This window comes from Streptomyces sp. NPDC056479, from assembly GCF_042795335.1.
Classification (GTDB): domain Bacteria; phylum Actinomycetota; class Actinomycetes; order Streptomycetales; family Streptomycetaceae; genus Streptomyces.
Genome location: NZ_JBHTRZ010000003.1, coordinates 975,729 through 995,765 on the forward strand (window position 1 = coordinate 975,729; position 20,037 = coordinate 995,765).

The following is a 20,037-nucleotide window of genomic DNA, read 5'->3' on the forward strand; positions in this document are numbered from 1 at the left end:
CAACCGCGCCGTTCGTGCCAGCCCGTGCCCCCGTGCGCCCATTTGACGCTCCGGCAAAGGCGAGGAAATGACTCCGCATGGCTTGCACAAAGGATCTTCTTAGGGTAGGCACACCTAAGCAATCTGCACCCGTGCGAGCTGGAACGAGGTCGTAAGTGAACGTGAACAGGCGTCAAGTACTGTGGGCCGGTGGCGCGATCGGAGCGACCGCGCTTCTCGCCGCGTGCGGCGGCGACGAGACCTCATCCGACTCGCCGGCGAAGGCCGGCGAGAAGCCCCGCCGTGGCGGCACCCTGCGGGTGGGCGCGCTGGGCCGCGCCTCGGCCATCACCCGTGATCCGCACGGCACGCAGGCCAACGAGAGCGACTACCTGATCATCTCCCTCGTCCACGACACCCTGACGGTCCCGGGCACCAAGCCCAACACCGTTCCCCGGCTGGCGGCTTCCTGGAAGCCATCCGACGATCTGAAGACCTGGACCTTCACCCTTGCCAAGGGAGCGAAGTTCCACGACGGCACCCCGGTCACCGCCGAAGACGTCGTCTGGTCGCTGAAGCGGCTGCGCAACACCCCCGCCGGCGCGTCCCGTCTGCCGGGTATCAAGCCGGAGAACATCAAGGCCGAGGGCGACGACACGGTCGTACTCGTATCCGACTACGCCAACGCCGAACTGCCTCAGCTGACGCGCCTGACGACGTTCGTGCTGAAGAAGGACACGGCGGACAAGGACCTCGGCAAGGCGCCCGGCACGGGCCCGTTCAAGCTGGACTGGTTCCGCTCCGGCAACGCCCGCCTCGTCCGCAACAAGAACTGGTACGGCGGCGATGTGTACCTCGACGCCATCGAGGTCAAGATCTTCGAGAGCCCCCAGGCCATGGCCAACGCCCTGCTGGCCGGGCAGATCGACGTCGCCTCCAACGTCGGCGCGGTGGCTGCCCGTACGGCCGAGAAGCGCGGCGACATCCAGGTCGTCCGGCGGCCCAACGACATGGCGATGCCGATCGTCATGCGCACCACCGACGGACCATTCGCGGACGCGAAGGTACGAGAGGCGCTGCGGCTGGCCGTGGACCGCGACGCCATGGTCAAGCAGGTGCTCTCCGGCTACGGCACGGTCGCCAACGACATCCTCGGCACCGGCGACCCCGCTTACGCCAAGGACATCCCGCAGCGCAAGCGGGATCTGGCCAAGGCCAAGTCACTGCTGAAGGAGGCCGGTTTCGACATGTCGAAGACGTACAAGCTGCTGACCACCGAGGACATTCCGGGTCTCGCCGAGGCGGCCACGCTGTTCACCTCCCAGGTCCGCGAGGCAGGGGTGAAGGTCGAGGTCGTCAAGCAGGAGTCGGCCACCTTCTGGGACAAGACCTGGCTCAAGGGCGACCTGTACACCACATACTGGGGCACAAACGACTCCGTGGTGTTCTTCGCCAGCAAGACCATGGTGTCCGACTCCGGCCAGAACGAAGCCGGTTGGAAGAGCGCCGAGTTCGACGCCGCCTACAAGAAGGCGATGGCGACGAAGGACGCGGCGGAGCGGACGAAGGTGCTGCACGAGCTCCAGCAGATCGAGTACGACGAGTCCGGCTACCTGCTCTGGGGCATGGCCGACGGCATCGACCTGGCGGGCGCGGCCGTGCGCGACCTGCCCACCCTGCCCGGCTATGGGCGCGTCCAGCTCGAGACGGCATGGCTGGCTCGCTGACCACGACGGCACAGCGCGAACCGGCCGCGACGGCAGGGCAGTTGATGCAAGCTGCCCTGCACGTGGCCGGTGTGGTCGTGCGCAGGATCCTGCTGCTGGCCGTGCTGCTCGCCGTCGTGTTCGCCGCCGTGGAACTGCTTCCCGGCGACGCCGCCAACGCCACCTCCGAACGCGGGGAAAGCGCCGCCGACCTGGCCGAGCGGCGTCATCTACTCGGCCTGGACAGGCCGGTCCTCGAACGCTTCTGGGACTGGATGACCGGCCTGCCCACCGGCGACCTGGGCACCTCCGCGCGCGGGGAGTCGGTCGCCGATCTGCTCTCCCGGCCCTTCCCCAACACCCTGTTGCTCGGTGGGCTCGCCCTGCTGCTCACTCTCGTCGCCTCGGTCGCCCTCGGTTGCTCGGCGGCGGCCAAGCCGGGCGGGCCGCTGGACCGAGCCGTGTCGGCGAGCGCCACCGGCATCCTCGCCCTGCCCGAGTTCGTCGTCGCGGTCGCCCTCGTCCTCGTCTTCGCGCTCTGGACGGACTGGCTGCCGGCCGTCACTCTCACCGACGCCGACGGCTCGCCCTCCTCCTGGGAGATGCTCGTGCTGCCCGTCCTCGCCCTGGCGATCCCGCAGATCGGCTGGAACACCCGTATCGTGCGGGCCGCCCTCGCCGACGAGGCCAAGGCTCCGCACATCGAGACCGCCGTACTCGACGGACTCCCCCGCCACCGCATCCTCACCCACCACCTGCTGCCGGGCGCCCTGCCCACCATCACGGCCGGCATCGCCACCTCCACCGGCATGCTGCTCGGCGGCGCGGTCGTGGTCGAGACCATCTTCAATTACCCCGGTATCGGCTCCGTCCTCGCCGGCGCGGTCGCCGACCGGGACAGCCCCGTCATCGCCGGAGTCGTCGCCGTGACCGGAGTCGTCATCACCGGCGTACTGCTACTCGCCGACTTCGTACGCGCCTGGGCCTCGGGAGGGCGAGCATGACCGACACCACCGTGCCCGTCGCCGCTACCGCACGTCGCCGCCTCGCCCTGCGCGTCCTGCCGGCCCTGCTGCTCACCGCCCTCGCCCTGGCCGGCCCCTGGCTCGCCCCGCACGCCATCGATGCCCCCGTCACCGCGCCGTACGCGGAACCCGGCAGCGAAGCCCTGTTCGGCGGCGACCAGTTGGGGCGCGACGTGCTCAGCCGCGTCCTCGCCGGAGGGCGCGAACTCGTCGTCACCTCACTGCTCGTCGCCGTCCTCGTCACGGCGGCGGCCGCCGTGCTCGGCGCGATCAGCGCCCTGCGCCCGACCGTCGGGCGGATCGTCGAGCGCGCCGCCGACGTGCTGATGCTGCTGCCCGCCGTGCTCGGCATCCTCCTCATCGCCCTGTCCTGGCCGGACGGCGGGCGACTCGCCGTCGTGACCGCCTCCTTCTTCCTGGGCGTGCCGTACGCGGTGCGCCTGGTCGCCGGTGCGGCCGCGCCGGTGGCGGCCTCAGGGTACGTAGAGGCAGCGGCCGTCGGCGGGGAGCGGCTGTGGTACCTCGTGGTCCGGGAAGTGCTGCCCAACCTGCGGGCGACGCTGCTCGCGCTGTTCGGGCTGCGGTTCGTGGCCGCGGTGTACCTGGTGGCCACCGCCGGCTTCCTCCAGGTTGGCCCTCAACCCCCGGCCGCCGACTGGGCGTTGATGATCCGCGAGAACTCCGGCGGCATCCTCCTCAACTCCTGGGCCGTCCTCGCCCCCAGCATCGCCATCGGCCTGCTCGCCATGAGCGTCAACCTGGCGGCCGCCGCCCTCGTCCCCATGACCGGCCGGAAGGCGGTGCCCGCACTGTGAACCACATGCCCGACTGGTACTCCGACAGCCGAGCGTCGGATGGGGACAGCGTGGTGCGCGTCTCGGCTCTGACGGTCACCGCCCCGAACGGCCGTCTGCTACTGGACGGAGCCAACCTGGAGCTCAGCCCCGGCCGTATCACCGCGGTCGTCGGCCCCTCCGGCTGTGGCAAGACGACTCTGCTGCGCGCCGTGACCGGCACCCTGCCCCCGGACACCGAACACACCGCCGGCAGCATCACGGTCCTCGGGCAGGACCCCCTCTCCCTTCCCGCCCCCGCCCTGCGCACCCTGCGCCGGCACCGCCTCGCCTTCGTTGGCCAGGACCCCGGCTCCGCCCTCAACCCACGGATGAAGGTGCGCCGCCTGCTCGCCGAAGTCGCCGTGGAGAATGGCCCCGAGGCAGTCCGGGCGCAGCTTGCCGAAGTGCGTCTACCTGTCGACAACGGTCTGCCGGACCGACGCATCGGAGGGCTTTCGGGCGGCCAGCAGCGCCGGGTGGCCCTCGCCCGCGCCCTGGCCCGCCGCCCCGCGGTGCTCCTGCTCGACGAGCCGACGGCCGGCCTCGACCCGGCGCTACGCGACGAGATCGCCGACCTCCTGCGTCACCTCGCCGAAAGCCATCGGATCGCCATCGGCCTGTCCTGCCACGATCCGCACCTGGTCGACCGGCTCGCGGACGACGTGGTGGACCTGAGCGGCATACGCCCGAAGGCGACCGTACGGCAGGTCGCACCCGAGCCGGCTCGCATCCCGCCCGACGGCCCACCCACTCTCACCGTGTCCGGCCTGCACGCGGCCCACGCCCACCGCGGCCGGCGCATCCCCGTCCTGCACGACATCGCCCTCACCCTCACCGCCGGAGGCAGCCTGGGCATCGTCGGCGCCTCCGGTTCCGGCAAGACGACCCTGCTGCGCACCCTGGTCGGCCTCCACAGCCCCACCGCCGGCACCGTCGACCTGGACGGCACTCGCCTCGCCCCCGCCGCCCACCGCCGCTCCCGCCACCAGCGCCGCCGCCTGCAACTCGTACCTCAGGACCCGCTCGGCACCCTCAACCCCAGTCGCACGATCGGAGCGGCCCTGCGCCGCCCGCTCCTGCTGCACCGCCGGACGGACCGGGACGCGGCCCCGAGCCGCGTCCTGGAACTCCTGGAGCAGGTCGGGCTGCCCGCCGCCTTCGCCGACCGGTACCCCCACGAACTGTCCGGCGGACAGCGCCAACGTGTCGCCATAGCCCGTGCACTGGCAGCCGACCCTGACGTCCTGATCTGCGACGAGGTCACCTCCGCGCTCGACGCGGACACCGCCGTCGCCGTCATGGACCTGCTGACGGAACTCCGCGACCGGCGCGGCCTGTCGCTGATCCTCGTCAGTCACGACCTGCATCTGGTCGCCGACCGAACGGACTCTGTCGTCGTGATGTCCGAGGGCCACATCGTCGAGTCGGGCCCCACCGCACGGCTGTTCAGCTCCCCCACGCACCCGGTAACCGCCGCGCTGGCGACGGGTGTTGCACCCGGCGGCTGACCATCAAGACGTGTGAGCCCCCACGAAGGAGTTGGCAGCTCTATGGAGGCATTCCGCATGAAGCATCTCGAAGCCCAGTCGCAGGCATGGCACCACGCGACTCGGCTGGCCGAATACGTCGCCGCCCGGGCCCAAGTAGATCCGCTTCTACGAGCAGGCCGGACTGCTGCCTGCACCGCCCCGCACGTCGAGCGGCTACCGCGACTATCCGCCGCAGACCGGCATCCGACTCGCCTTCATCCGCGACGCCCAGTCGGCCGGCCTCACGCTCGCCGAGATCCGCTCGGTCCTCGCCCTGCGCGACTCGGGCGAGGCGCCGTGCGCTCACGTCACGGACCTGATCCAGCAGCACCTCGCGGACATCGAGCGGCGCATGGCCGAGCTGCGCAAGACCCGCTCTGCGCTTCGCGGCCTGGCTGAACGCGCCGCCGCCACCGACCCGAGCACGTGCTCCGACGCCGGTATCTGCAGCATCATCGGCACCCCGGCGGAAAAGTGACAACGAGGGATTGTCGCCCGGTTTATGACAATCTACGGTTGTCAGCATGAGCGGAGAGCCCACCGTGGAGCAGCTCATCGCAGCGGCCCACGCCCGCGTCAGCAGCGACGACGAACTCGCCCTCCTGGACGCCGTCATCGCCGTCACCCAGGACTTGTCCGGTCAGGCAGACAAAGCCGTCGACCAGGTCGTACGCCAGGTGCGGGCAGCCGGTCACTCCTGGACGGTGATCGGCGAGCGCCTCGGCGTCTCGCGTCAGGCGGCCCGTCAGAAGTACGCCGACCGCGTCGAGCGCCTCACCGAAGGCCCTCCGGCCGTCGGCCTCATCCGGGGACGCGACCTGGAGAGCGGTCTGTCCGCCGCGCTGGCCGCCGCCGAGGCCGATGGATCGGCCGAGGCGGGCACCGAACACCTCCTCCTGGGCCTGCTCGCCGACGGCGTGGCCGCCGCCACGCTGGAGCAGCTCGGCGTCACCCGCGACAAGATCCGTGGAACGAGCCGCCGGCTGTTCGACTACCCGGCCGACTCGACGAGGGTGGACGACCCGGTGTTCTCCGGCGAGGCGAAAGCCGCCCTGGCTGCCGCCGAGCAGCTGGCGACCGAGCGGACCCCGACGTGCGCCCCGATCGTGGTCAACGCCCCGCAGCTGCTCGCGGTCATCGCCACCAACCCCGGCTCCCGCGCCCGCCGGGTCCTCAATGACCTCGGCGTCGACGTGGCGGACATCAAGCGCCAACTCCACTGCTACGTCAACGTCCCCCGCATTCCCTTCGGACGCCGGACCCGCCGCAAGCGCCGCCCCGACGACGCCTCCGCACGCTGCTCCTTCTGCGGCAAGCCGGGCGGCGACGAACGCCGCCTGGTTGCCGGCCCGGACGTGTGGATCTGCGCGGACTGCGTCACGCTGTGCGGAGAGATCCTCGCTCAACGCGCGGGCGCCACCTCCAGGTAGGGCTCAGGTCGAAGCGTTCGAACAATACCTGGGGCAGTCATTGCTGTGCCGGGACACCGAGCTCGGCCAGGAGGCCGCGGACGCGGCGTTCGATTTCGTCGCGGATGGGGCGGACGTTGTCGACGGTCTGGCCTGCAGGGTCGTCCAGGGTCCAGTCGAGGTATTGCTTGCCGGGGAAGACGGGGCAGGCGTCGCCGCAGCCCATGGTGACGACGACGTCGGCGGCGCGGACGATCTCGTCGGTCCAGGGCTTGGCGAACTCGCGGGAGATGTCGATGCCGCGCTCGCTCATCGCATTGATGGCTGCCGGGTTGATTTCGTTTCCGGGTTCGGATCCGCCCGACCAGGCGACGGCGCCCTCGCCGGCGAGGTGTTGGAAGAAGCCCATGGCCATCTGGCTGCGGCCGGCGTTGTGGACGCAGAGGAAGAGCACGACGGGCTTGCCGTCGGTGATGTGGCCTTCGACCTTGGCCAGGGCGTGCAGGCGCTGGCGGGCGAAGCGTTCGGCCAACAGCGGGAGGTAGTTGGGGATGGTGCTGCGGCCGGCGAACTGGTCGTAGCTGGAGCGCAGGAACCGCTCGATGGTCTCCTCGCCGAAGGTGCCGTCGAACTGGCGGCGCAGGTGGGTGGCGGCGGTGCGCAGGGCGAGTTGCTGGTCGATGCTCAGGTTGCGGGGCGGGAAAGACGCGGTCTCAGTCATCGCTGCCTCCAGGAGGTCGGACGGCGGGCGCCAGCCGGTCGACCCGGTCGGCGAGATCACTCAGGGCGTCGGCGAAGGCGTCGTCGGTGCCGGTGCGGGTGGGGTCGGGGACTGACCAGTGCAGGCGGTCCGGGAGGCGGGTGCCGAGTTGTTCGTGGGCGTTGTCGCAGACGGCGACCACGAGGTCGTCCGGTTGCAGCGTCTGGTCGATGTGGGCCGTGCGGGCGGGGGCCAGGGAGAGGCCGTGCTTGCGTGCGGCCGTGACGGCGCGGGGGTGGACGCGCCGCGCGGGGTCGGTTCCCGCCGAGGCGGTCGGGATGGTGCTGTGGCGCTTCCAGAGGGCGGCGGCGAGGTGGGAGCGCGCGGAGTTGTGCGTGCAGACGAACACCACGCGGGGTGCCGTGCGCAGGGGTGTGGGCATCGTGTCGGCAATGGCCTGCACGCGGAGGTGCAGGTAGGTGCGTCGTCGGTCTCCTTCGGAGCGGGACCGCTCGATGAGGCCGACCTGTTCGAGCAGCCTGAGGTGGTGGGCCAGGAGGTTGCTGGGCACGCCCAGCTCCTGGCCGAGTTCGCCGGGTGAGGCGTCGCCCAGCAGCAGACGGTCGATGATCGCCAGGCGCGCAGGTTCCCCCAGTGCCGCGTGCCGCTGTGCTCGCGCCACCATCGATTCAAACCACTCAGCGTTCATTGACTCAATTCTCGTTGAGCTAACTTCGGAATGTCAACAGTCCAGCAAGCCCCAAGGAGGGATGTGGCTGACCTCTGCAGCGGTCCATTTGGGCGTCACCACTGGCCGCAAGCAGCCATCCACCTCGTTATCGGCCGCAGAGCCGCAGCCACCGTGGCAATGCCCGAACGGCAACGGTGAGTCCGGCAGTTGGGCGACGATAGAGCCACCTGCGAGAGACAGCGTTCGGCAGGTTCGCAGTACTCGACATCCGCGGGGGAGCCATGGCCGCACCATCCGGGCCGAAGCCCAGTCCGACTCACGCCCACAGGCGGCAGTGGTCAGCGCAGGCCCCGGCCCCGGTCTCCAGTGGACTCGGCTGCTTCCCGTGGCCGACGCTCGCGCTTCTGATCACCCTTGTCTCGGGCCTGTTCGTGACCCTGGACAGCAGCAACGACGGGTCCGGAAGCCAGAGAACCTACAACGAAGAGATCGGCCAGGCCCGCCAGCAGCTCTTCAAGGGCCAACTTGTCTACACGGACGCCAGATCCTTAGGGCTCGTGGCAGGTGCGGAACCGCGCTCGTTCCGCGTCGACGTCCGGGGCAGTTGGCGCCGGACCGGGCCCGGCGAGGCGCAGGCCCCGGTGAGTACGGGTACACAGATCGGGGTGAAGCTGCATTGCTCGGGCGCCGGAGTGCGGTGCACGCCGCTGTCGTCCGAGCGCCAGAACGTCCTTTCCAAGAACGACAGGGCAACCTGGATGTGGGACGTGAGTGCACAGCGCGCCGGGAAGGTCAGCGTGGCTCTCACCGTGACCGCCTACTTCCGTGAGAGCAATACCGTGCTCATCGAGAAGCCGCCTGTGACGTCGCGCGTCGACGTGGCAGCGCCGCTCAACGACAGCGGCTGGTTCTCCTGGGCCAAGGACCTGTGGCAGTGGGTGACTGGCGCGATCACCAGTCTGGGCGGGCTCGCCGTCTCCGTGAGTGCCATCGTTGCCGCGGTCGTCATGGTGATCCGGCGGGGCCTTCCGGGTGCCACGGACGAGGCCGGCACCGCTCAGCGCGTACGCGGTGCCAGTCGCCGACCTCGGGCACGGTCGGCGCGGGATAGCCATTCACATCTCGGCCGCCCACGTAGGCAGCCGACTACGGTAAGGAGCCTTCGGCCCGGCCGTCGGGGAGAGGCTCGCCGCGAGCCGCGCGAATAGCAGCCCCAAACGCGGCGCCCTTCAGGAGGTGCTGTGGTCATCGAACGATCATCAAGGAGTTCACGACCCTCACCAGATGGAGGCTGAGCACCAGAACGGCCAACTGAGCTACTCAGTGACAAGAAACGACGTTCCGGGGACGGAGGCGTCAGAAGACGCCGAGCATGCGGCGCTGCACGTCGAGGTGGTGCTCATGCATCCATGCCTGGGTCGCGGCCTGGACCGCCTCCCAGGGGGAGCCAAGTGGCGGGGTGTATGAGAGGTCGAGTTCACTGAGGCCGTCGACCGGCATGCCGTGGAAGAGCGCGGTCGCGTAGGTGTCCACGCGCTTGGAGATCTCCGCGCCGAGCCGTCCGACGAGCTGGGCACCCAGCAGGAGGCCGCTTTCGGTGTCGCCGGTGACGCGGATGGAGATCGGGGTTGCGCCGGGGTAGTACGCCTTGTGGTCGTCGGGGCGACTGGCGGTGGTGGCCGGATCCCAGCCCCGGCCGGCGTCCGCGGCTTCGTGGTCGCGCAGCCCGGTGCGGGCGGCGACGAGATCGAAGACCTTGACCACCTGTGTGCCGAGGCTGCCGGCGAACCAACGGCTGCCGCCGAGCGCGTTCTCGCCAGCAATCCGGCCCTGCTTGTGGGCGGTCGTGCCCAGCGGCAGCCAGGTCTTGCCGAGGAGGCGGTGATGGGTGATCGCACAGTCCCCGGCCGCGTAGACGTCGGGCAGCGAGGTGCGCAGGTACTCGTCGACGTCAATCGCGCCCTTCACACCGAGCCGGGCTCCGGCCGTGGCGGCGAGGGCGGTGTCGGGGCGTACGCCGACGACGACCAGGACGAGGTCGGTGCCGCGGGTGAACGTCCTGCCGTCGGGCCCGGTGGCCCGGACGTGAAGGAGGTCGCTGCCGGGGTCGCGGGTGATTGTGGAGACCTTGGTGCCCGTGATGACTTCGACGCCGTGGGAGGTGAGTTCGTCGTGGACGAGGGCGCCGAGGTCGGGGTCGACGGTGGGCAGGACTTCGGGCAGGGCTTCGATCTGGGTGACGTTGAGGCCGCGGATGGTGAGGGCCTCTGCCATCTCCAGGCCGATGTAGCCGGCGCCGATGACGACGGCCGACTTCGGGCGGCGCGCGGCGAGGGTCTGCATGATCCCGAAGGTGTCGCCCATGCTGTGCAGGAGGTGGACGCCGTCCTGCGGGCCGAGCGCGTCCGGTCCGCTCAACCCCTCGATGGGCGGGCGGACGCTGACCGCGCCGGTGCCCACGATCAGTGCGTCGTACGGCAGCTCCTCGGCGCGGCCCTCGGCATCGCGCACGGTCAGCCGCCTGCCGGTCACGTCGATTCCGGTGGCGTGGGTGTCGGTGCGCACCTGCATGCCGGTGGCCTTCAGGTCCGCCAGCGTGCGGTGGGCCAGCTCGCTCCAGTGGCCGACCTCGCCGGAGACGTAGTACGGGATGCCGCAGATGGAGAAGTTGGGGTAGGCGTCGGCCACCACCACGGTGACCTCGCTGTCGGGATCCAGCTCGCGGGCGCGCAGGGCCGCGCTGATGCCGGCGTCGCTGCCGCCGATGGCGACGATGCGTTTGCTGGCCACCGGGAAACCTCCGTCGGAGATCGGAGAAAGGGTGTCCGGTGGGGCACTGCGGGTGCCCCCACCGGCGTCGCGTGTCAGGCGAGGTGGTCGGCGAGCTCGCGTTCGAGGGCCGCCTTCGGCTTGGCGCCGACGATGGTCTGCACGACCTCGCCGCCCTGGTAGAGGTGCAGCGTCGGGATGGACATCACGCCGTACCGGGCGGCGATGGCCGGGTTCTCGTCGATGTTGAGCTTGACGATCTCGATCTTGTCGCCGTGCTCGGCGGCGATCGCCTCCAGCGAGGGGGCGAGCTGGCGGCAGGGGCCGCACCAGGCGGCCCAGAAGTCGACCAGGACCGGCTTGTCGCCGGCCAGGACGTCCTGCTCGAAGGAGTCGTCGGTGACGTTCTTGAGAGGCATGGTCTTCTTCCGGGGCGTCAGACGGCGGCTACGGCCGGTTCGCCTGCGGTGGCGGCGTCGCTCAGGGCAGCGAGGTACCGCTCGGCGTCCAGGGCGGCTGCACAGCCGGAGCCGGCCGCGGTGATCGCCTGCCGGTAGGTGTGGTCGACAACGTCGCCCGCACCGAAGACACCGAGGATGTTGGTGCGCGTAGAGGGGGAGGCAACCTTGAGGTAGCCCTCGTCGTCCAGGTTCAGCTGGCCGGTGACCAGATCGGTGCGCGGGTCGTGGCCGATGGCGACGAACAGGCCGGTGGCCGCGAGTTCGGATGTCTCGCCGGTGACGGTGTCGCGCAGGGTGAGCCCGGCGAGTTTGCCGCCGCCCTCGTGGATCTCGGCGACCTCGCGGTTCCAGGCGAAGGAAATCTTTGGGTCGGCGAAAGCGCGGTCCTGCATGGTCTTGGAGGCCCGCAGGGTGTCGCGACGGTGGACGACGGTCACGGAGCGGGCGAAGCGGGAGAGGAAGGTGGCTTCTTCCATCGCCGTGTCGCCGCCGCCGACCACCACGATGTCGTGCTCACGGAAGAAGAAACCGTCGCAGGTCGCGCAGTACGAAACCCCGCGGCCGGAGAGCGCGTCCTCGCCGGGCAGGTTCAGCTTGCGGTGCTGCGAGCCGGTCGCCACGATGACGGCCTTCGCCCGGTGGACCGTACCCGCGCTGTCCGTGACGGTCTTGACTGAGCCGGTGAGGTCGACTTCGACGATGTCGTCAGAGACCAGCTCGGCGCCGAAGCGCTCGGCCTGGGCCCGCATGTTGTCCATCAGCTCGGGGCCCAGGATGCCGTCGCGGAAGCCGGGGAAGTTCTCCACCTCGGTCGTCTGCACCAGCGCGCCGCCGGCCGTGACCGCGCCCTCGAAGACCAGCGGCTTGAGCGAGGCACGGGCGGTGTAGAGGGCGGCGGTGTATCCGGCGGGACCGGAACCGATGACGATGACGTTGCGGACGTCGCCAGTCGTGTTGGCCGCGGTGCTCATGCCTGGGACTCCGGCGCGATCTCCTTGATCAGGCCCTCGACCAGCACCTTGATCTCGTCCCGGATCGGGCGGACGGCCTCGACGCCCTGGCCCGCCGGGTCCTCCAGCTGCCAGTCCAGGTACCGCTTGCCGGGGAAGACCGGGCAGGTGTCGCCGCAACCCATCGTGATGCAGACGTCCGACTCCTTCACCGCGTCCACGGTGAGCATCTTCGGGACCTCGGCGGAGATATCGATGCCGACCTCGGCCATGGCCTCGACGGCGGCCGGGTTGACGCCTGCGCCCGGGTTGGAGCCGACGGAGCGGACCTCGACGCGGTCCCCGGCCAGGTGAGTCAGCCACGCGGCGGCCATCTGGGAACGGCCGGCGTTGTGGACACAGACGAACAGCACGGAGGGCTTGTCGGACATCGGAGGTTCTCTCTTGTCTCACGACGGCATCAGGCGCAAATGACATCAGCACCCGGTGGTGTCAGCCACCACTGATGTGACAGTATCAGCCCATGATGACGTCAGTCGACACTGATCTGATCCGGGCTCTGGCCGACCCGCTCAGGCTCCAGATCGTGACCCTGCTCGCCAAAGAGACGCTGTGCACCACCCACCTCGTGGAGGAGACCGGCGCCCGGCAGACCAACCTCTCCAACCACCTCAGAGTGCTGCGCGAGGCCGGGGTCGTCGAGACGGAGCCATGCGGCCGGTTCACCTACTACCGGCTCAAGCCCGACGTCATCGCCCAACTCGCCGGCCAGTTCGCCGACCTGGCCGAGTCCGCTCGCACCGCCGCCGAGAACAAGAGGGCCTGCCCATGACCCCCGCCGAAGCCGCCTCGACCGCGGAATCCGCGCCAGCCACTCCCGTACCCGAGTCTGTCGAGCCCGCCCCCGGCGCCACTCCGCTGGTCGCGCGGGCCTCCGCCGAACTCATAGGCACCGCGCTGCTGGTGGCGGTCGTGGTCGGCTCCGGCATCCAGGCCACCAAACTGACCGAGGACGTCGGCGTACAGCTGCTGGCCAACTCCACAGCCACCGTCTTCGGCCTCGGCATCCTGATCCTCCTGCTCGGCCCGGTCTCCGGCGCCCACTTCAACCCCGTCGTCACGCTCGCCGAGTGGTGGACTTCCCGCCGCGGCGGCGCCGGAGTCACGCCACGTGAGGTCGCCGTCTACGTCCCCGCGCAGATCGTCGGCGCTATCGCGGGCGCCATCATGGCCGATGCGATGTTCGGCGAACCGCTGGTGAAGTGGTCCACGCACGACCGCTCTGCCGGACACCTGCTGCTCGGCGAGGTCGTCGCCACCGCGGGCCTGATCCTGCTGATCTTCGGCCTCGCCCGTGCCAACCGCCTGCAGTACGCCCCAGTCGCCGTCGCCTCCTACATCGGCGCCGCCTACTGGTTCACCTCGTCAACGTCGTTCGCCAACCCGGCGGTGACCATCGGCCGCGCCTTCACCGACACCTTCGCGGGTATCGCGCCCGGCTCGCTCGCCGGGTTCATCGGTATGCAACTCGTCGGCGGCGTGGTCGGACTGGCCTTGGTGGCCCTCGTCTTCATGCCCGGGCGATCGACCGAATGAGCCACAGCACGCAGACAGCGGCGATCGCCGTTGGTCATCCCCGTCCATAAAGCAGGCCGCAAGCTCGCCGACCTACGCGCACAGGGCCCTGGCCGCAGGCTCCCGCGGGGATTGTCGAGACCCGTGGGACTCACTTCAGTGTCTGGGCGGCGTACAAAGCGCCGAGGGCTGCGGCGAGGCCGCCGAGCAAGAGCCGTAGAGCCCGTTCGGGCAGGCGAGGTTGGAGGCGTGCGCCGAGGTAGCCGCCGATCAGGCCACCGGTGCCGCAAGCGAGCCCGAGCCACCAGTCGGGGGCGACGTCTCCGGAGCTCACGAGTGACAGCAGGGCGTAAGCGGCGGCTCCGACCAGCGAGGTGGCGAACGTGGCGGCGAGCGCTGCCGGGGCGACACGTGCGACGGGCAGGCCGCGTCCGACGAGGATCGGCCCGAGAAGGGAGCCGCCGCCGATGCCGTAGATGCCGCCGACCACTCCGACCACCAGCGCGAGACCCGTGAGCGTACGCGGGGCCAACTCGCCTGCGGGCGGCGTTCGGTGGTGTGCCGGGGTGAGGGCGCGCAGGCACAGCCACAGGCCAAGCGGCAGCAGCAGAGCGGCGATCAGGAGGCGGAAGACGCCCGGGCCGGGGAAGGCGAAGACACGGATGGCGGCGCCGAGGACGACGCCGGGGAGCGTGCCCAATACCAGGCGTCGGGCGAGGTCGCCGCGCAGGGCGCCGTCGCGGCGATAGCGCCACAGAGCGCCGGGTCCGGCGACGACGTTGAACAGCAGGTTGGTCGGGGTGACCGCCGGATTGGGCACGCCGAAGACGCTCAGCTGGACCGGGAGGAGGAACACCGCTCCGGACACGCCGACCGGGGCGGTCACGGTCGCGATCAGCAGGCCGACGACCAGCCCTCCCGCCCACATCCAGTCCACCCTCGCCCCCGCTTGCCGATCGCCCGGCCAGTATCAATGCTTCGGACGGGGCCGAGAGTGGCCTGCAACGAGATGTTCATGAGCAGCAGGTGCAGCCGGGCTGGCAGCCGCACGCGTCCGCGTCGTCGTTCGACGGGGTGGACGTGGGGGCAGCCGTAGGGGCGCAGCAGCCTTTGCCCTGCCAGGCGTCGCGGCCTTCCTTGATGGCGATGGCGGCGATGGCGAGGGCAGCGACGGGGTCGGCCCACGACCAGCCGAGGGTGGCGTTGAGAACCAGGCCGGCCAGCAGCACGGCCGATAGATAGGTGCACAGCAGAGTCTGCTTGGAGTCGGCGACCGCGGAAGCCGAGCCGAGTTCGCGTCCGGCGCGACGCTGGGCGGCGGACAGGAACGGCATCACCGCCAGAGAGAGGGCGGCGAGCACGATGCCCGGCAGGGAACGGTCCGCCTCGCCGGTGCCGGCCAGGGCACGGACGGCGTCGACGGTCACGTATGCGGCGAGCGCGAAGAACGAGACCGAGATGATCCGCAGCGTCCTGTGCTCCCGGGCTTCCCGGACGGCGTGGTCACGGGCGGAGAATTGCCAGGCCACCGCGGCGGCGGAGGAGACCTCGATGACGGAGTCCAGGCCGAAGCCGATCAACGCGGTGGACGACGCGATCGTGCCCGCCGTCAGGGCTGCAGCGGCCTCGATGACGTTGTAGGTGATCGTCGCGGCGACCAGCAGCCGTATCCGACGGGCCAGCGCCTCGCGGCGGGCCGGGGAGGGGCCGAGGGATATCGCGGTCATCAGCAGCAGCCCTTCGTGACCGCGTCGGGGCAGGTCTTGTCGGCCTCCACCGCGACCACTGCGGCCCGCAGATCGTCGAGGGCGTGGCCGAGGCGTTCGTCGGCGAGTTCGTAGCGGGTGCGGCGGCCGTCGGGTGAGATGACGACCAGGCCGCAATCGCGCAGACAAGCCAGGTGGTTGGACAGCCGGGTACGGGAGATACCGAGGGCGTCGGCGAGGTCGGCCGGGTAGGCGGGGGCCTGGCGCAGGGCCAGCAGGATGCGGCAGCGGATGGGGTCGGCGAGCGCGCGGCCGAAGCGGGCCAGCACCTCGATGTCAGAGGCAACGGTCAGCACACCATGACAGTACAGATAATCCTGAATTCAGGAAACCGTGGACTACGCTGGGAGGGGCGGACCACGGGCCGCTCGGCACAGCCCGTGAGAGGAGGAATTCGTGACTGATGATCGGCAGGAGCTGGCCGATGTGCAGCAGGCGCACTGGCAGCACACCTACACCGCTCACCCCGGTATGTATGGCGAGGAGCCGTCGGCAGCCGCAGTCCACGCAGCTGGCGTCTACCGTACTGCCGGAACCCGTGACGTCGTCGAGCTCGGCGCCGGCCACGGCCGCGACGCCCTCTACTTCGCCCGCGAGGGCTTCACCATCCAGGCCACCGACTTCTCTGCCACCGGCCTCGACCAGTTGCGGGCCGCAGCCAGGAAGCAGGGGGTGGCCGATCGCGTGACTGTCACCGTGCACGACGTCCGTGAGCCGCTGCCGTTGCCGGATGCCTCGGTGGACGCGGTGTTCGCGCACATGCTGCTGTGCATGGCCCTTTCCACGAAGGAGATCCACGCCCTCGTCGGCGAGGTCGGCCGCGTCCTGCGGCCCGGCGGCGCCTTCGTGTACACGGTCCGCCACACCGGGGACGCCCATTACGGCACCGGCACCGCCCACGATGACGAAATCTACGAGCACGGCGGCTTCGCCGTGCACTTCTTCGACCGACTTCTCGTCGACGCCCTTGCCGACGGCTGGACCCTCAACGAGGTACACGGCTTCGAGGAAGGCGAGCTTCCGCGCCGGCTGTGGCGGATCACCCAGACCCTGCCTCGGTGATCACCGAAACCAGGTGGCCTGCCCGAACAGCGAAACGCCGCCGGGAGCCAGGGCGCTCATGCCCCGGCCCTCCTAAGGCTCCACTGTGTGACGGGTTGCATCCGGTACCCAGGTACAGGTTTACCGTCGAGTGCGAGGCCGCTTCCGCCGGATGCGGCATTGATCGATTGAAGGTGCCGGTATGGAGCCTTGGGTGCCGGAAGCATGCACACTACCGACCGCCGAGCAGCCCCTGCGGGCCGCGGAGTTCGACGCGTTGTTCGCCACCGCACTGCTCGACTTGGACCGGCGGGAGCCCGGACATGTGCGTCTGGTGCTGGACCGTGTGGCGGAGGAACGAGCTCGCACGCTCGCGCAGAGCGAGACCGGCTGCTGTTCCTTCTTCACCTTCACCTTCCATGGCGGCGAGGCCGAGCGGCTGCTGATGGACATCAGCGCGCCCGCCGAGCATGCCGCGGTGGTGGAGGCGCTCGCGGTGCGAGCCGAGACCGCTCGGGCCGGGTGATGAACGCTCAGGCACTGCGCAGCGGGCAAGTCGCCGAAGCCGCCGGAGTGAACCCTCAGACCCTGCGCTACTACGAGCGGCGCGGGCTGCTGCCCGAGCCGCAGCGGTCCAATGGCGGACACCGAATGTATCCGCCGCACGCGGTGACCACGCTGCGGGTGATCAAGGCCGCGCAGCGGTTGGGCTTCACCCTCGACGAGGTCGCCGAGTTGCTGGAAGCGGGAGCGCACCGGCACGGTCGTGGCGAAGCCGGGCTCCAGCAGCGTGCCCGGCAGAAGATCGACGAGATCGACGCGAAGATCGCCGATCTGGACGTCATCCGCGCCTCGCTCACCGAAGCCCTGGCCGCCGGGTGCGACGACCTGGCCGTCTGCACGACCAGCCCGTCCTGTCCCCTGCCGTTCGCCGAACTCGCCGAACTCGCCGAACTCGCCGAGGAGGAACGCCATGGCGGATCCTGCTGCTGATCCTCGCCGCACCGCCCGCGCTCCCCGAGCCCTGGGGGCGTTGGCCGGGCTGGCCTGCGCGGCCTGCTGTCTGCTGCCCGCACTGATCGCGGCCGGAGTGCTGGGCGGTGGCGCCGCAGCGGTGGTCGGCTGGCTACCCGCCCTCGCCCTGGCTCTGGCCGGGGCGGCAGCCGGAACGTGGTGGCTGGGCCGACGCCGGGCTCGATCCGGCTGTTCCTGCTCCCCTACCGTCGCAGCCTCCGCGTGCGGCTACGCCGGCAAGACCGCTCTGGCCGTCAGAGGGCGCCGGTGACCTGCTTGGAGTCCCGCACATGACCGTTGCGCGTTCCGTTGCCCTGTTCGTTGTCACCGCGCTCTTCGAGATCGGCGGCGCGTGGCTGGTGTGGCAGGGCGTCCGCGAGAACAAGGGCTGGATCTGGGCCGGGGCCGGGGTCATCGCGCTCGGCCTGTACGGGTTCGTCGCCACCTTGCAGCACGACGAGAACTTCGGCCGCGTCCTGGCTGCCTACGGCGGCATCTTCGTCGCCGGATCGATCGCCTGGGGCATGATCGCCGACGGCTACCGCCCCGACCGCTACGACATCATCGGCGCCCTCATCTGCCTGGCCGGCATGGCTGTTCTGATGTACGCGCCCCGCGGCAACTGACCCGCCTCCGAACAGGGACTCTTCGGTCGCTTGCCGGCGTGATCGTCAGACCGTGGCCGGCGCGATGGTCAGCAGCTTGCCCATTGCGGCCAGCACCGACGGCTCGACCCGGTAGTACACCCAGGTACCGCGCCGCTCGGAGGTGAGCAGCCCGGCCTCCTTGAGCTTCTTCAAGTGGTGGGAGACGGTCGGCTGGGAGACACCGACGTCGGAGATGTCGCACACGCACGCCTCGCCGCCCGCATGCGAGGCCACCGCCGAGAACAGCCGAAGACGCACCGGGTCTCCCAGGGCCTTGAACATCCGCGCGGCCGTCTCGGCCTCCTCGGCCGTGAAGGGGCGCTCGGTCAGCGGAGGACAGCACGGCGTCACGGCCTCGGTGGCCTCGGGTTCCAGCAGCGGCAGCACCTTCGTATTCGACATGCATCTATGTTGACATACATCGAACCAGGCTGACCAGAGGCCACCACCCTACCGAATTCGACAGATGTCTATGTTGACGATTATCTAATCAGGTGCCACTCTGGCCGGGTAAGACATCGACAAACGTCGAAACAAAGGGAGCCTCGTGGCCGTGACCATCACCAGCGTGCCCACCACCGACCAGCCGCCCGTCGTGGTCATCGGAGCAGGCCCCATCGGCCTGGCCGCAGCCGCCCACCTCGTCGAGCGCGGCATCGAACCCCTGGTCCTGGAGGCCGGACCGTCCGCCGGGACCGCTGTACGCCAGTGGTCGCACGTGCGGCTCTTCTCACCCTGGGCAGAGGTTACCGACCCCGCCGCCGAGAAGCTCCTCGCCCCCGCCGGCTGGACCCGCCCGGACGGCGCCACCTACCCGACCGGCGGCGACTGGGCCAAGCGCTACCTCCAGCCCCTCGCCGAAAGCCTCGGCGACAAGATCCGCTACGGCGCCACGGTCACCGGCGTCGCCCGCGCCGGCCGCGACCGCATCGTCGACTCTGGCCGGGACGAACAGCCCTTCACCGTCCACATCCAGTCCGCCGACGGGAGTGAGGAGCGGATCACCGCACGGGCCGTCATCGACGCCTCCGGCACCTGGTCCACTCCCAGCCCCATGGGTGCCGACGGCCTGCCCGCCCTCGGCGAGAGGGCCGCTGCTGGCCACATCACATACCGCGTCCCCGACCTGAGCGCCCCCGCCGTGCACGCCCGTTACGCGGGCAAGCGCACCGCGGTCGTCGGCTCCGGCGCCTCCGCCTTCACCGCCGTCGCCCTCCTCGCCGACCTCGCGAAGGAGAACGACGGCACGCATGCGGTGTGGATCCTGCGCCGCGGAATCAGCGACAACACCTACGGCGGCGGCGAGGCCGACCAGCTCCCCGCCCGCGGCGCCCTCGGCCTGCGCGCCAAGGCCGCGGTCGAGGCCGGCCACGCGAGCGCGGTCACGGGGTTCCGTACCCAGGCTGTGGACCGGGAGGGCGACCAGCTCGTCCTGGTCGCGGAGGACGGCCGTCGCGTCGACGCGGTCGACGAGGTCATCGTCCTGACCGGCCTACGCCCCGACCTGTCCTTCCTCTCCGAGGTCCGCCTCGGCCTCGACGAGCGCCTCCAGGCCCCGACCGCCCTCGCCCCGCTCATCGACCCGAACATCCACTCCTGCGGCACCGTCTACCCGCACGGCGTGGGCGAGCTCTCCCACCCCGAACAGGGCGTCTATCTGGTCGGCATGAAGTCCTACGGCCGCGCCCCCACCTTCCTCGCCATGACCGGCTACGAGCAGGTCCGCTCCATCACCGCCGCCATCGCGGGAGACCACGAGGCCGCTGAGCGCGTCGAACTCACCCTCTCGGAAACGGGCGTGTGCGGCGGCGCGGGCCTCTTCGACGAGCCGGAGAACTCCGCGGAGTCCGGCGGCGGATGCTGCGCCGCCCCTACCACCCTCCAGATCGGCATCGGCACCCCGGCAACCGCTACCTCCGGCGGCTGCTGAACACCCCAC

The 20,037-nt window shown here is 70.3% G+C and carries 25 protein-coding genes; 15 read left to right on the forward strand and 10 right to left on the reverse strand.

Annotation, left to right across the window (positions count from 1 at the left end; genetic code table 11):
- Positions 1 to 155 precede the first annotated feature (155 nt).
- The 6 genes from ACFQ6S_RS15805 to ACFQ6S_RS15830 all read left to right on the forward strand — a co-directional run bounded on the left by ACFQ6S_RS15805 (position 156) and on the right by ACFQ6S_RS15830 (position 6,505).
- Complete coding sequence (locus ACFQ6S_RS15805; RefSeq protein ID WP_383408793.1) at positions 156 to 1,706, forward strand: ABC transporter substrate-binding protein; 1,551 nt, start codon at positions 156 to 158, stop codon at positions 1,704 to 1,706.
- Positions 1,691 to 2,689 carry an ABC transporter permease gene (locus tag ACFQ6S_RS15810; protein ID WP_383408796.1) on the forward strand — a complete coding sequence of 333 codons (999 nt, stop codon included), beginning with the start codon at positions 1,691 to 1,693 and terminating at the stop codon, positions 2,687 to 2,689. The genes ACFQ6S_RS15805 and ACFQ6S_RS15810 overlap by 16 nt, the downstream gene beginning before the upstream one ends.
- The gene (locus tag ACFQ6S_RS15815; RefSeq protein WP_383408799.1) at positions 2,686 to 3,525 is read left to right on the forward strand and encodes an ABC transporter permease; all 840 of its coding nucleotides are present in this window, start codon (positions 2,686 to 2,688) and stop codon (positions 3,523 to 3,525) included. The genes ACFQ6S_RS15810 and ACFQ6S_RS15815 overlap by 4 nt, the downstream gene beginning before the upstream one ends.
- Positions 3,522 to 5,054: an ABC transporter ATP-binding protein gene (locus ACFQ6S_RS15820; RefSeq protein WP_383408802.1), complete on the forward strand. Its 1,533-nt coding sequence runs from the start codon at positions 3,522 to 3,524 to the stop codon at positions 5,052 to 5,054. The genes ACFQ6S_RS15815 and ACFQ6S_RS15820 overlap by 4 nt, the downstream gene beginning before the upstream one ends.
- Before the next feature lie 139 nt (positions 5,055 to 5,193).
- A complete protein-coding gene (locus ACFQ6S_RS15825) occupies positions 5,194 to 5,553 on the forward strand; it encodes a heavy metal-responsive transcriptional regulator (RefSeq protein ID WP_383409293.1) in 360 nt (119 codons plus the stop codon).
- Between the two features lie 46 nt (positions 5,554 to 5,599).
- Positions 5,600 to 6,505 (forward strand): ClpX C4-type zinc finger protein, encoded by a 906-nt coding sequence (locus ACFQ6S_RS15830; RefSeq protein WP_383408804.1) that lies wholly within the window; start codon positions 5,600 to 5,602, stop codon positions 6,503 to 6,505.
- 37 nt (positions 6,506 to 6,542) lie between these two features.
- Here ACFQ6S_RS15830 and ACFQ6S_RS15835 read toward each other — a convergent pair whose 3' ends face one another.
- Both ACFQ6S_RS15835 and ACFQ6S_RS15840 read right to left on the reverse strand, forming a co-directional pair.
- Positions 6,543 to 7,205 carry an arsenate reductase ArsC gene (locus tag ACFQ6S_RS15835; RefSeq protein ID WP_383408807.1) on the reverse strand — a complete coding sequence of 221 codons (663 nt, stop codon included), beginning with the start codon at positions 7,203 to 7,205 and terminating at the stop codon, positions 6,543 to 6,545.
- The gene (locus tag ACFQ6S_RS15840; RefSeq protein WP_383408810.1) at positions 7,198 to 7,893 is read right to left on the reverse strand and encodes a helix-turn-helix domain-containing protein; all 696 of its coding nucleotides are present in this window, start codon (positions 7,891 to 7,893) and stop codon (positions 7,198 to 7,200) included. The genes ACFQ6S_RS15835 and ACFQ6S_RS15840 overlap by 8 nt, the downstream gene beginning before the upstream one ends.
- Before the next feature lie 263 nt (positions 7,894 to 8,156).
- On the opposite strand from ACFQ6S_RS15840, the gene ACFQ6S_RS15845 reads away from it, so the two are divergent.
- A complete protein-coding gene (locus ACFQ6S_RS15845) occupies positions 8,157 to 9,083 on the forward strand; it encodes a hypothetical protein (protein WP_383408813.1) in 927 nt (308 codons plus the stop codon).
- Positions 9,084 to 9,231: 148 nt separating this feature from the next.
- On the opposite strand, the gene ACFQ6S_RS15850 is transcribed toward ACFQ6S_RS15845, so the two are convergent.
- The 4 genes from ACFQ6S_RS15850 to ACFQ6S_RS15865 all read right to left on the reverse strand — a co-directional run bounded on the left by ACFQ6S_RS15850 (position 9,232) and on the right by ACFQ6S_RS15865 (position 12,486).
- The gene (locus ACFQ6S_RS15850; RefSeq protein WP_383408815.1) at positions 9,232 to 10,665 is read right to left on the reverse strand and encodes an FAD-dependent oxidoreductase; all 1,434 of its coding nucleotides are present in this window, start codon (positions 10,663 to 10,665) and stop codon (positions 9,232 to 9,234) included.
- A gap of 74 nt (positions 10,666 to 10,739) precedes the next feature.
- Positions 10,740 to 11,063 (reverse strand): thioredoxin, encoded by a 324-nt coding sequence (gene trxA, locus ACFQ6S_RS15855; RefSeq protein WP_383408818.1) that lies wholly within the window; start codon positions 11,061 to 11,063, stop codon positions 10,740 to 10,742.
- A gap of 17 nt (positions 11,064 to 11,080) precedes the next feature.
- Positions 11,081 to 12,076, reverse strand: coding sequence for a thioredoxin-disulfide reductase (gene trxB / locus ACFQ6S_RS15860; protein WP_383408821.1), 996 nt, complete (start codon positions 12,074 to 12,076; stop codon positions 11,081 to 11,083).
- On the reverse strand, positions 12,073 to 12,486 hold the full coding sequence (locus ACFQ6S_RS15865; protein WP_383408824.1) for an arsenate reductase ArsC: 414 nt from the start codon (positions 12,484 to 12,486) through the stop codon (positions 12,073 to 12,075). The genes trxB and ACFQ6S_RS15865 overlap by 4 nt, the downstream gene beginning before the upstream one ends.
- Before the next feature lie 92 nt (positions 12,487 to 12,578).
- Here ACFQ6S_RS15865 and ACFQ6S_RS15870 point away from each other — a divergent pair, with 92 nt between their 5' ends.
- Positions 12,579 to 12,887: an ArsR/SmtB family transcription factor gene (locus ACFQ6S_RS15870; RefSeq protein WP_383408827.1), complete on the forward strand. Its 309-nt coding sequence runs from the start codon at positions 12,579 to 12,581 to the stop codon at positions 12,885 to 12,887.
- Positions 12,884 to 13,651, forward strand: a complete 768-nt coding sequence (locus ACFQ6S_RS15875; protein WP_383408830.1) for an aquaporin — start codon at positions 12,884 to 12,886, stop codon at positions 13,649 to 13,651. The genes ACFQ6S_RS15870 and ACFQ6S_RS15875 overlap by 4 nt, the downstream gene beginning before the upstream one ends.
- A 130-nt stretch (positions 13,652 to 13,781) precedes the next feature.
- Here the strand turns inward: ACFQ6S_RS15875 and ACFQ6S_RS15880 are convergent, their stop codons facing one another.
- From ACFQ6S_RS15880 to ACFQ6S_RS15890, 3 genes are all read right to left on the reverse strand, one after another.
- The gene (locus ACFQ6S_RS15880) at positions 13,782 to 14,558 is read right to left on the reverse strand and encodes a sulfite exporter TauE/SafE family protein (protein ID WP_383408833.1); all 777 of its coding nucleotides are present in this window, start codon (positions 14,556 to 14,558) and stop codon (positions 13,782 to 13,784) included.
- An 85-nt stretch (positions 14,559 to 14,643) separates the two neighbouring features.
- Positions 14,644 to 15,357 (reverse strand): cation transporter, encoded by a 714-nt coding sequence (locus ACFQ6S_RS15885; protein ID WP_383408836.1) that lies wholly within the window; start codon positions 15,355 to 15,357, stop codon positions 14,644 to 14,646.
- A complete protein-coding gene (locus ACFQ6S_RS15890; protein WP_383408839.1) occupies positions 15,357 to 15,692 on the reverse strand; it encodes an ArsR/SmtB family transcription factor in 336 nt (111 codons plus the stop codon). The genes ACFQ6S_RS15885 and ACFQ6S_RS15890 overlap by 1 nt, the downstream gene beginning before the upstream one ends.
- A gap of 100 nt (positions 15,693 to 15,792) precedes the next feature.
- Here ACFQ6S_RS15890 and ACFQ6S_RS15895 point away from each other — a divergent pair, with 100 nt between their 5' ends.
- The 5 genes from ACFQ6S_RS15895 to ACFQ6S_RS15915 all read left to right on the forward strand — a co-directional run bounded on the left by ACFQ6S_RS15895 (position 15,793) and on the right by ACFQ6S_RS15915 (position 18,077).
- Positions 15,793 to 16,458, forward strand: a complete 666-nt coding sequence (locus tag ACFQ6S_RS15895; protein WP_383408842.1) for a class I SAM-dependent methyltransferase — start codon at positions 15,793 to 15,795, stop codon at positions 16,456 to 16,458.
- A 193-nt stretch (positions 16,459 to 16,651) separates the two neighbouring features.
- Positions 16,652 to 16,963 carry a hypothetical protein gene (locus ACFQ6S_RS15900; RefSeq protein WP_383408845.1) on the forward strand — a complete coding sequence of 104 codons (312 nt, stop codon included), beginning with the start codon at positions 16,652 to 16,654 and terminating at the stop codon, positions 16,961 to 16,963.
- Positions 16,963 to 17,430 carry a MerR family transcriptional regulator gene (locus ACFQ6S_RS15905; RefSeq protein WP_383408848.1) on the forward strand — a complete coding sequence of 156 codons (468 nt, stop codon included), beginning with the start codon at positions 16,963 to 16,965 and terminating at the stop codon, positions 17,428 to 17,430. The genes ACFQ6S_RS15900 and ACFQ6S_RS15905 overlap by 1 nt, the downstream gene beginning before the upstream one ends.
- Positions 17,411 to 17,722, forward strand: a complete 312-nt coding sequence (locus ACFQ6S_RS15910; RefSeq protein ID WP_383408851.1) for a hypothetical protein — start codon at positions 17,411 to 17,413, stop codon at positions 17,720 to 17,722. Before ACFQ6S_RS15905 ends, ACFQ6S_RS15910 begins: the two co-directional genes overlap by 20 nt.
- 19 nt (positions 17,723 to 17,741) lie before the next feature.
- A complete protein-coding gene (locus ACFQ6S_RS15915) occupies positions 17,742 to 18,077 on the forward strand; it encodes a YnfA family protein (RefSeq protein ID WP_383408854.1) in 336 nt (111 codons plus the stop codon).
- Between the two features lie 45 nt (positions 18,078 to 18,122).
- On the opposite strand, the gene ACFQ6S_RS15920 is transcribed toward ACFQ6S_RS15915, so the two are convergent.
- On the reverse strand, positions 18,123 to 18,500 hold the full coding sequence (locus ACFQ6S_RS15920) for an ArsR/SmtB family transcription factor (protein WP_383408857.1): 378 nt from the start codon (positions 18,498 to 18,500) through the stop codon (positions 18,123 to 18,125).
- 151 nt (positions 18,501 to 18,651) lie between these two features.
- On the opposite strand from ACFQ6S_RS15920, the gene ACFQ6S_RS15925 reads away from it, so the two are divergent.
- Entirely contained in the window at positions 18,652 to 20,028 is a 1,377-nt protein-coding gene (locus tag ACFQ6S_RS15925) for an FAD-dependent oxidoreductase (protein ID WP_383408860.1), read from the forward strand.
- The last annotated feature ends 9 nt before the right edge of the window (positions 20,029 to 20,037 follow it).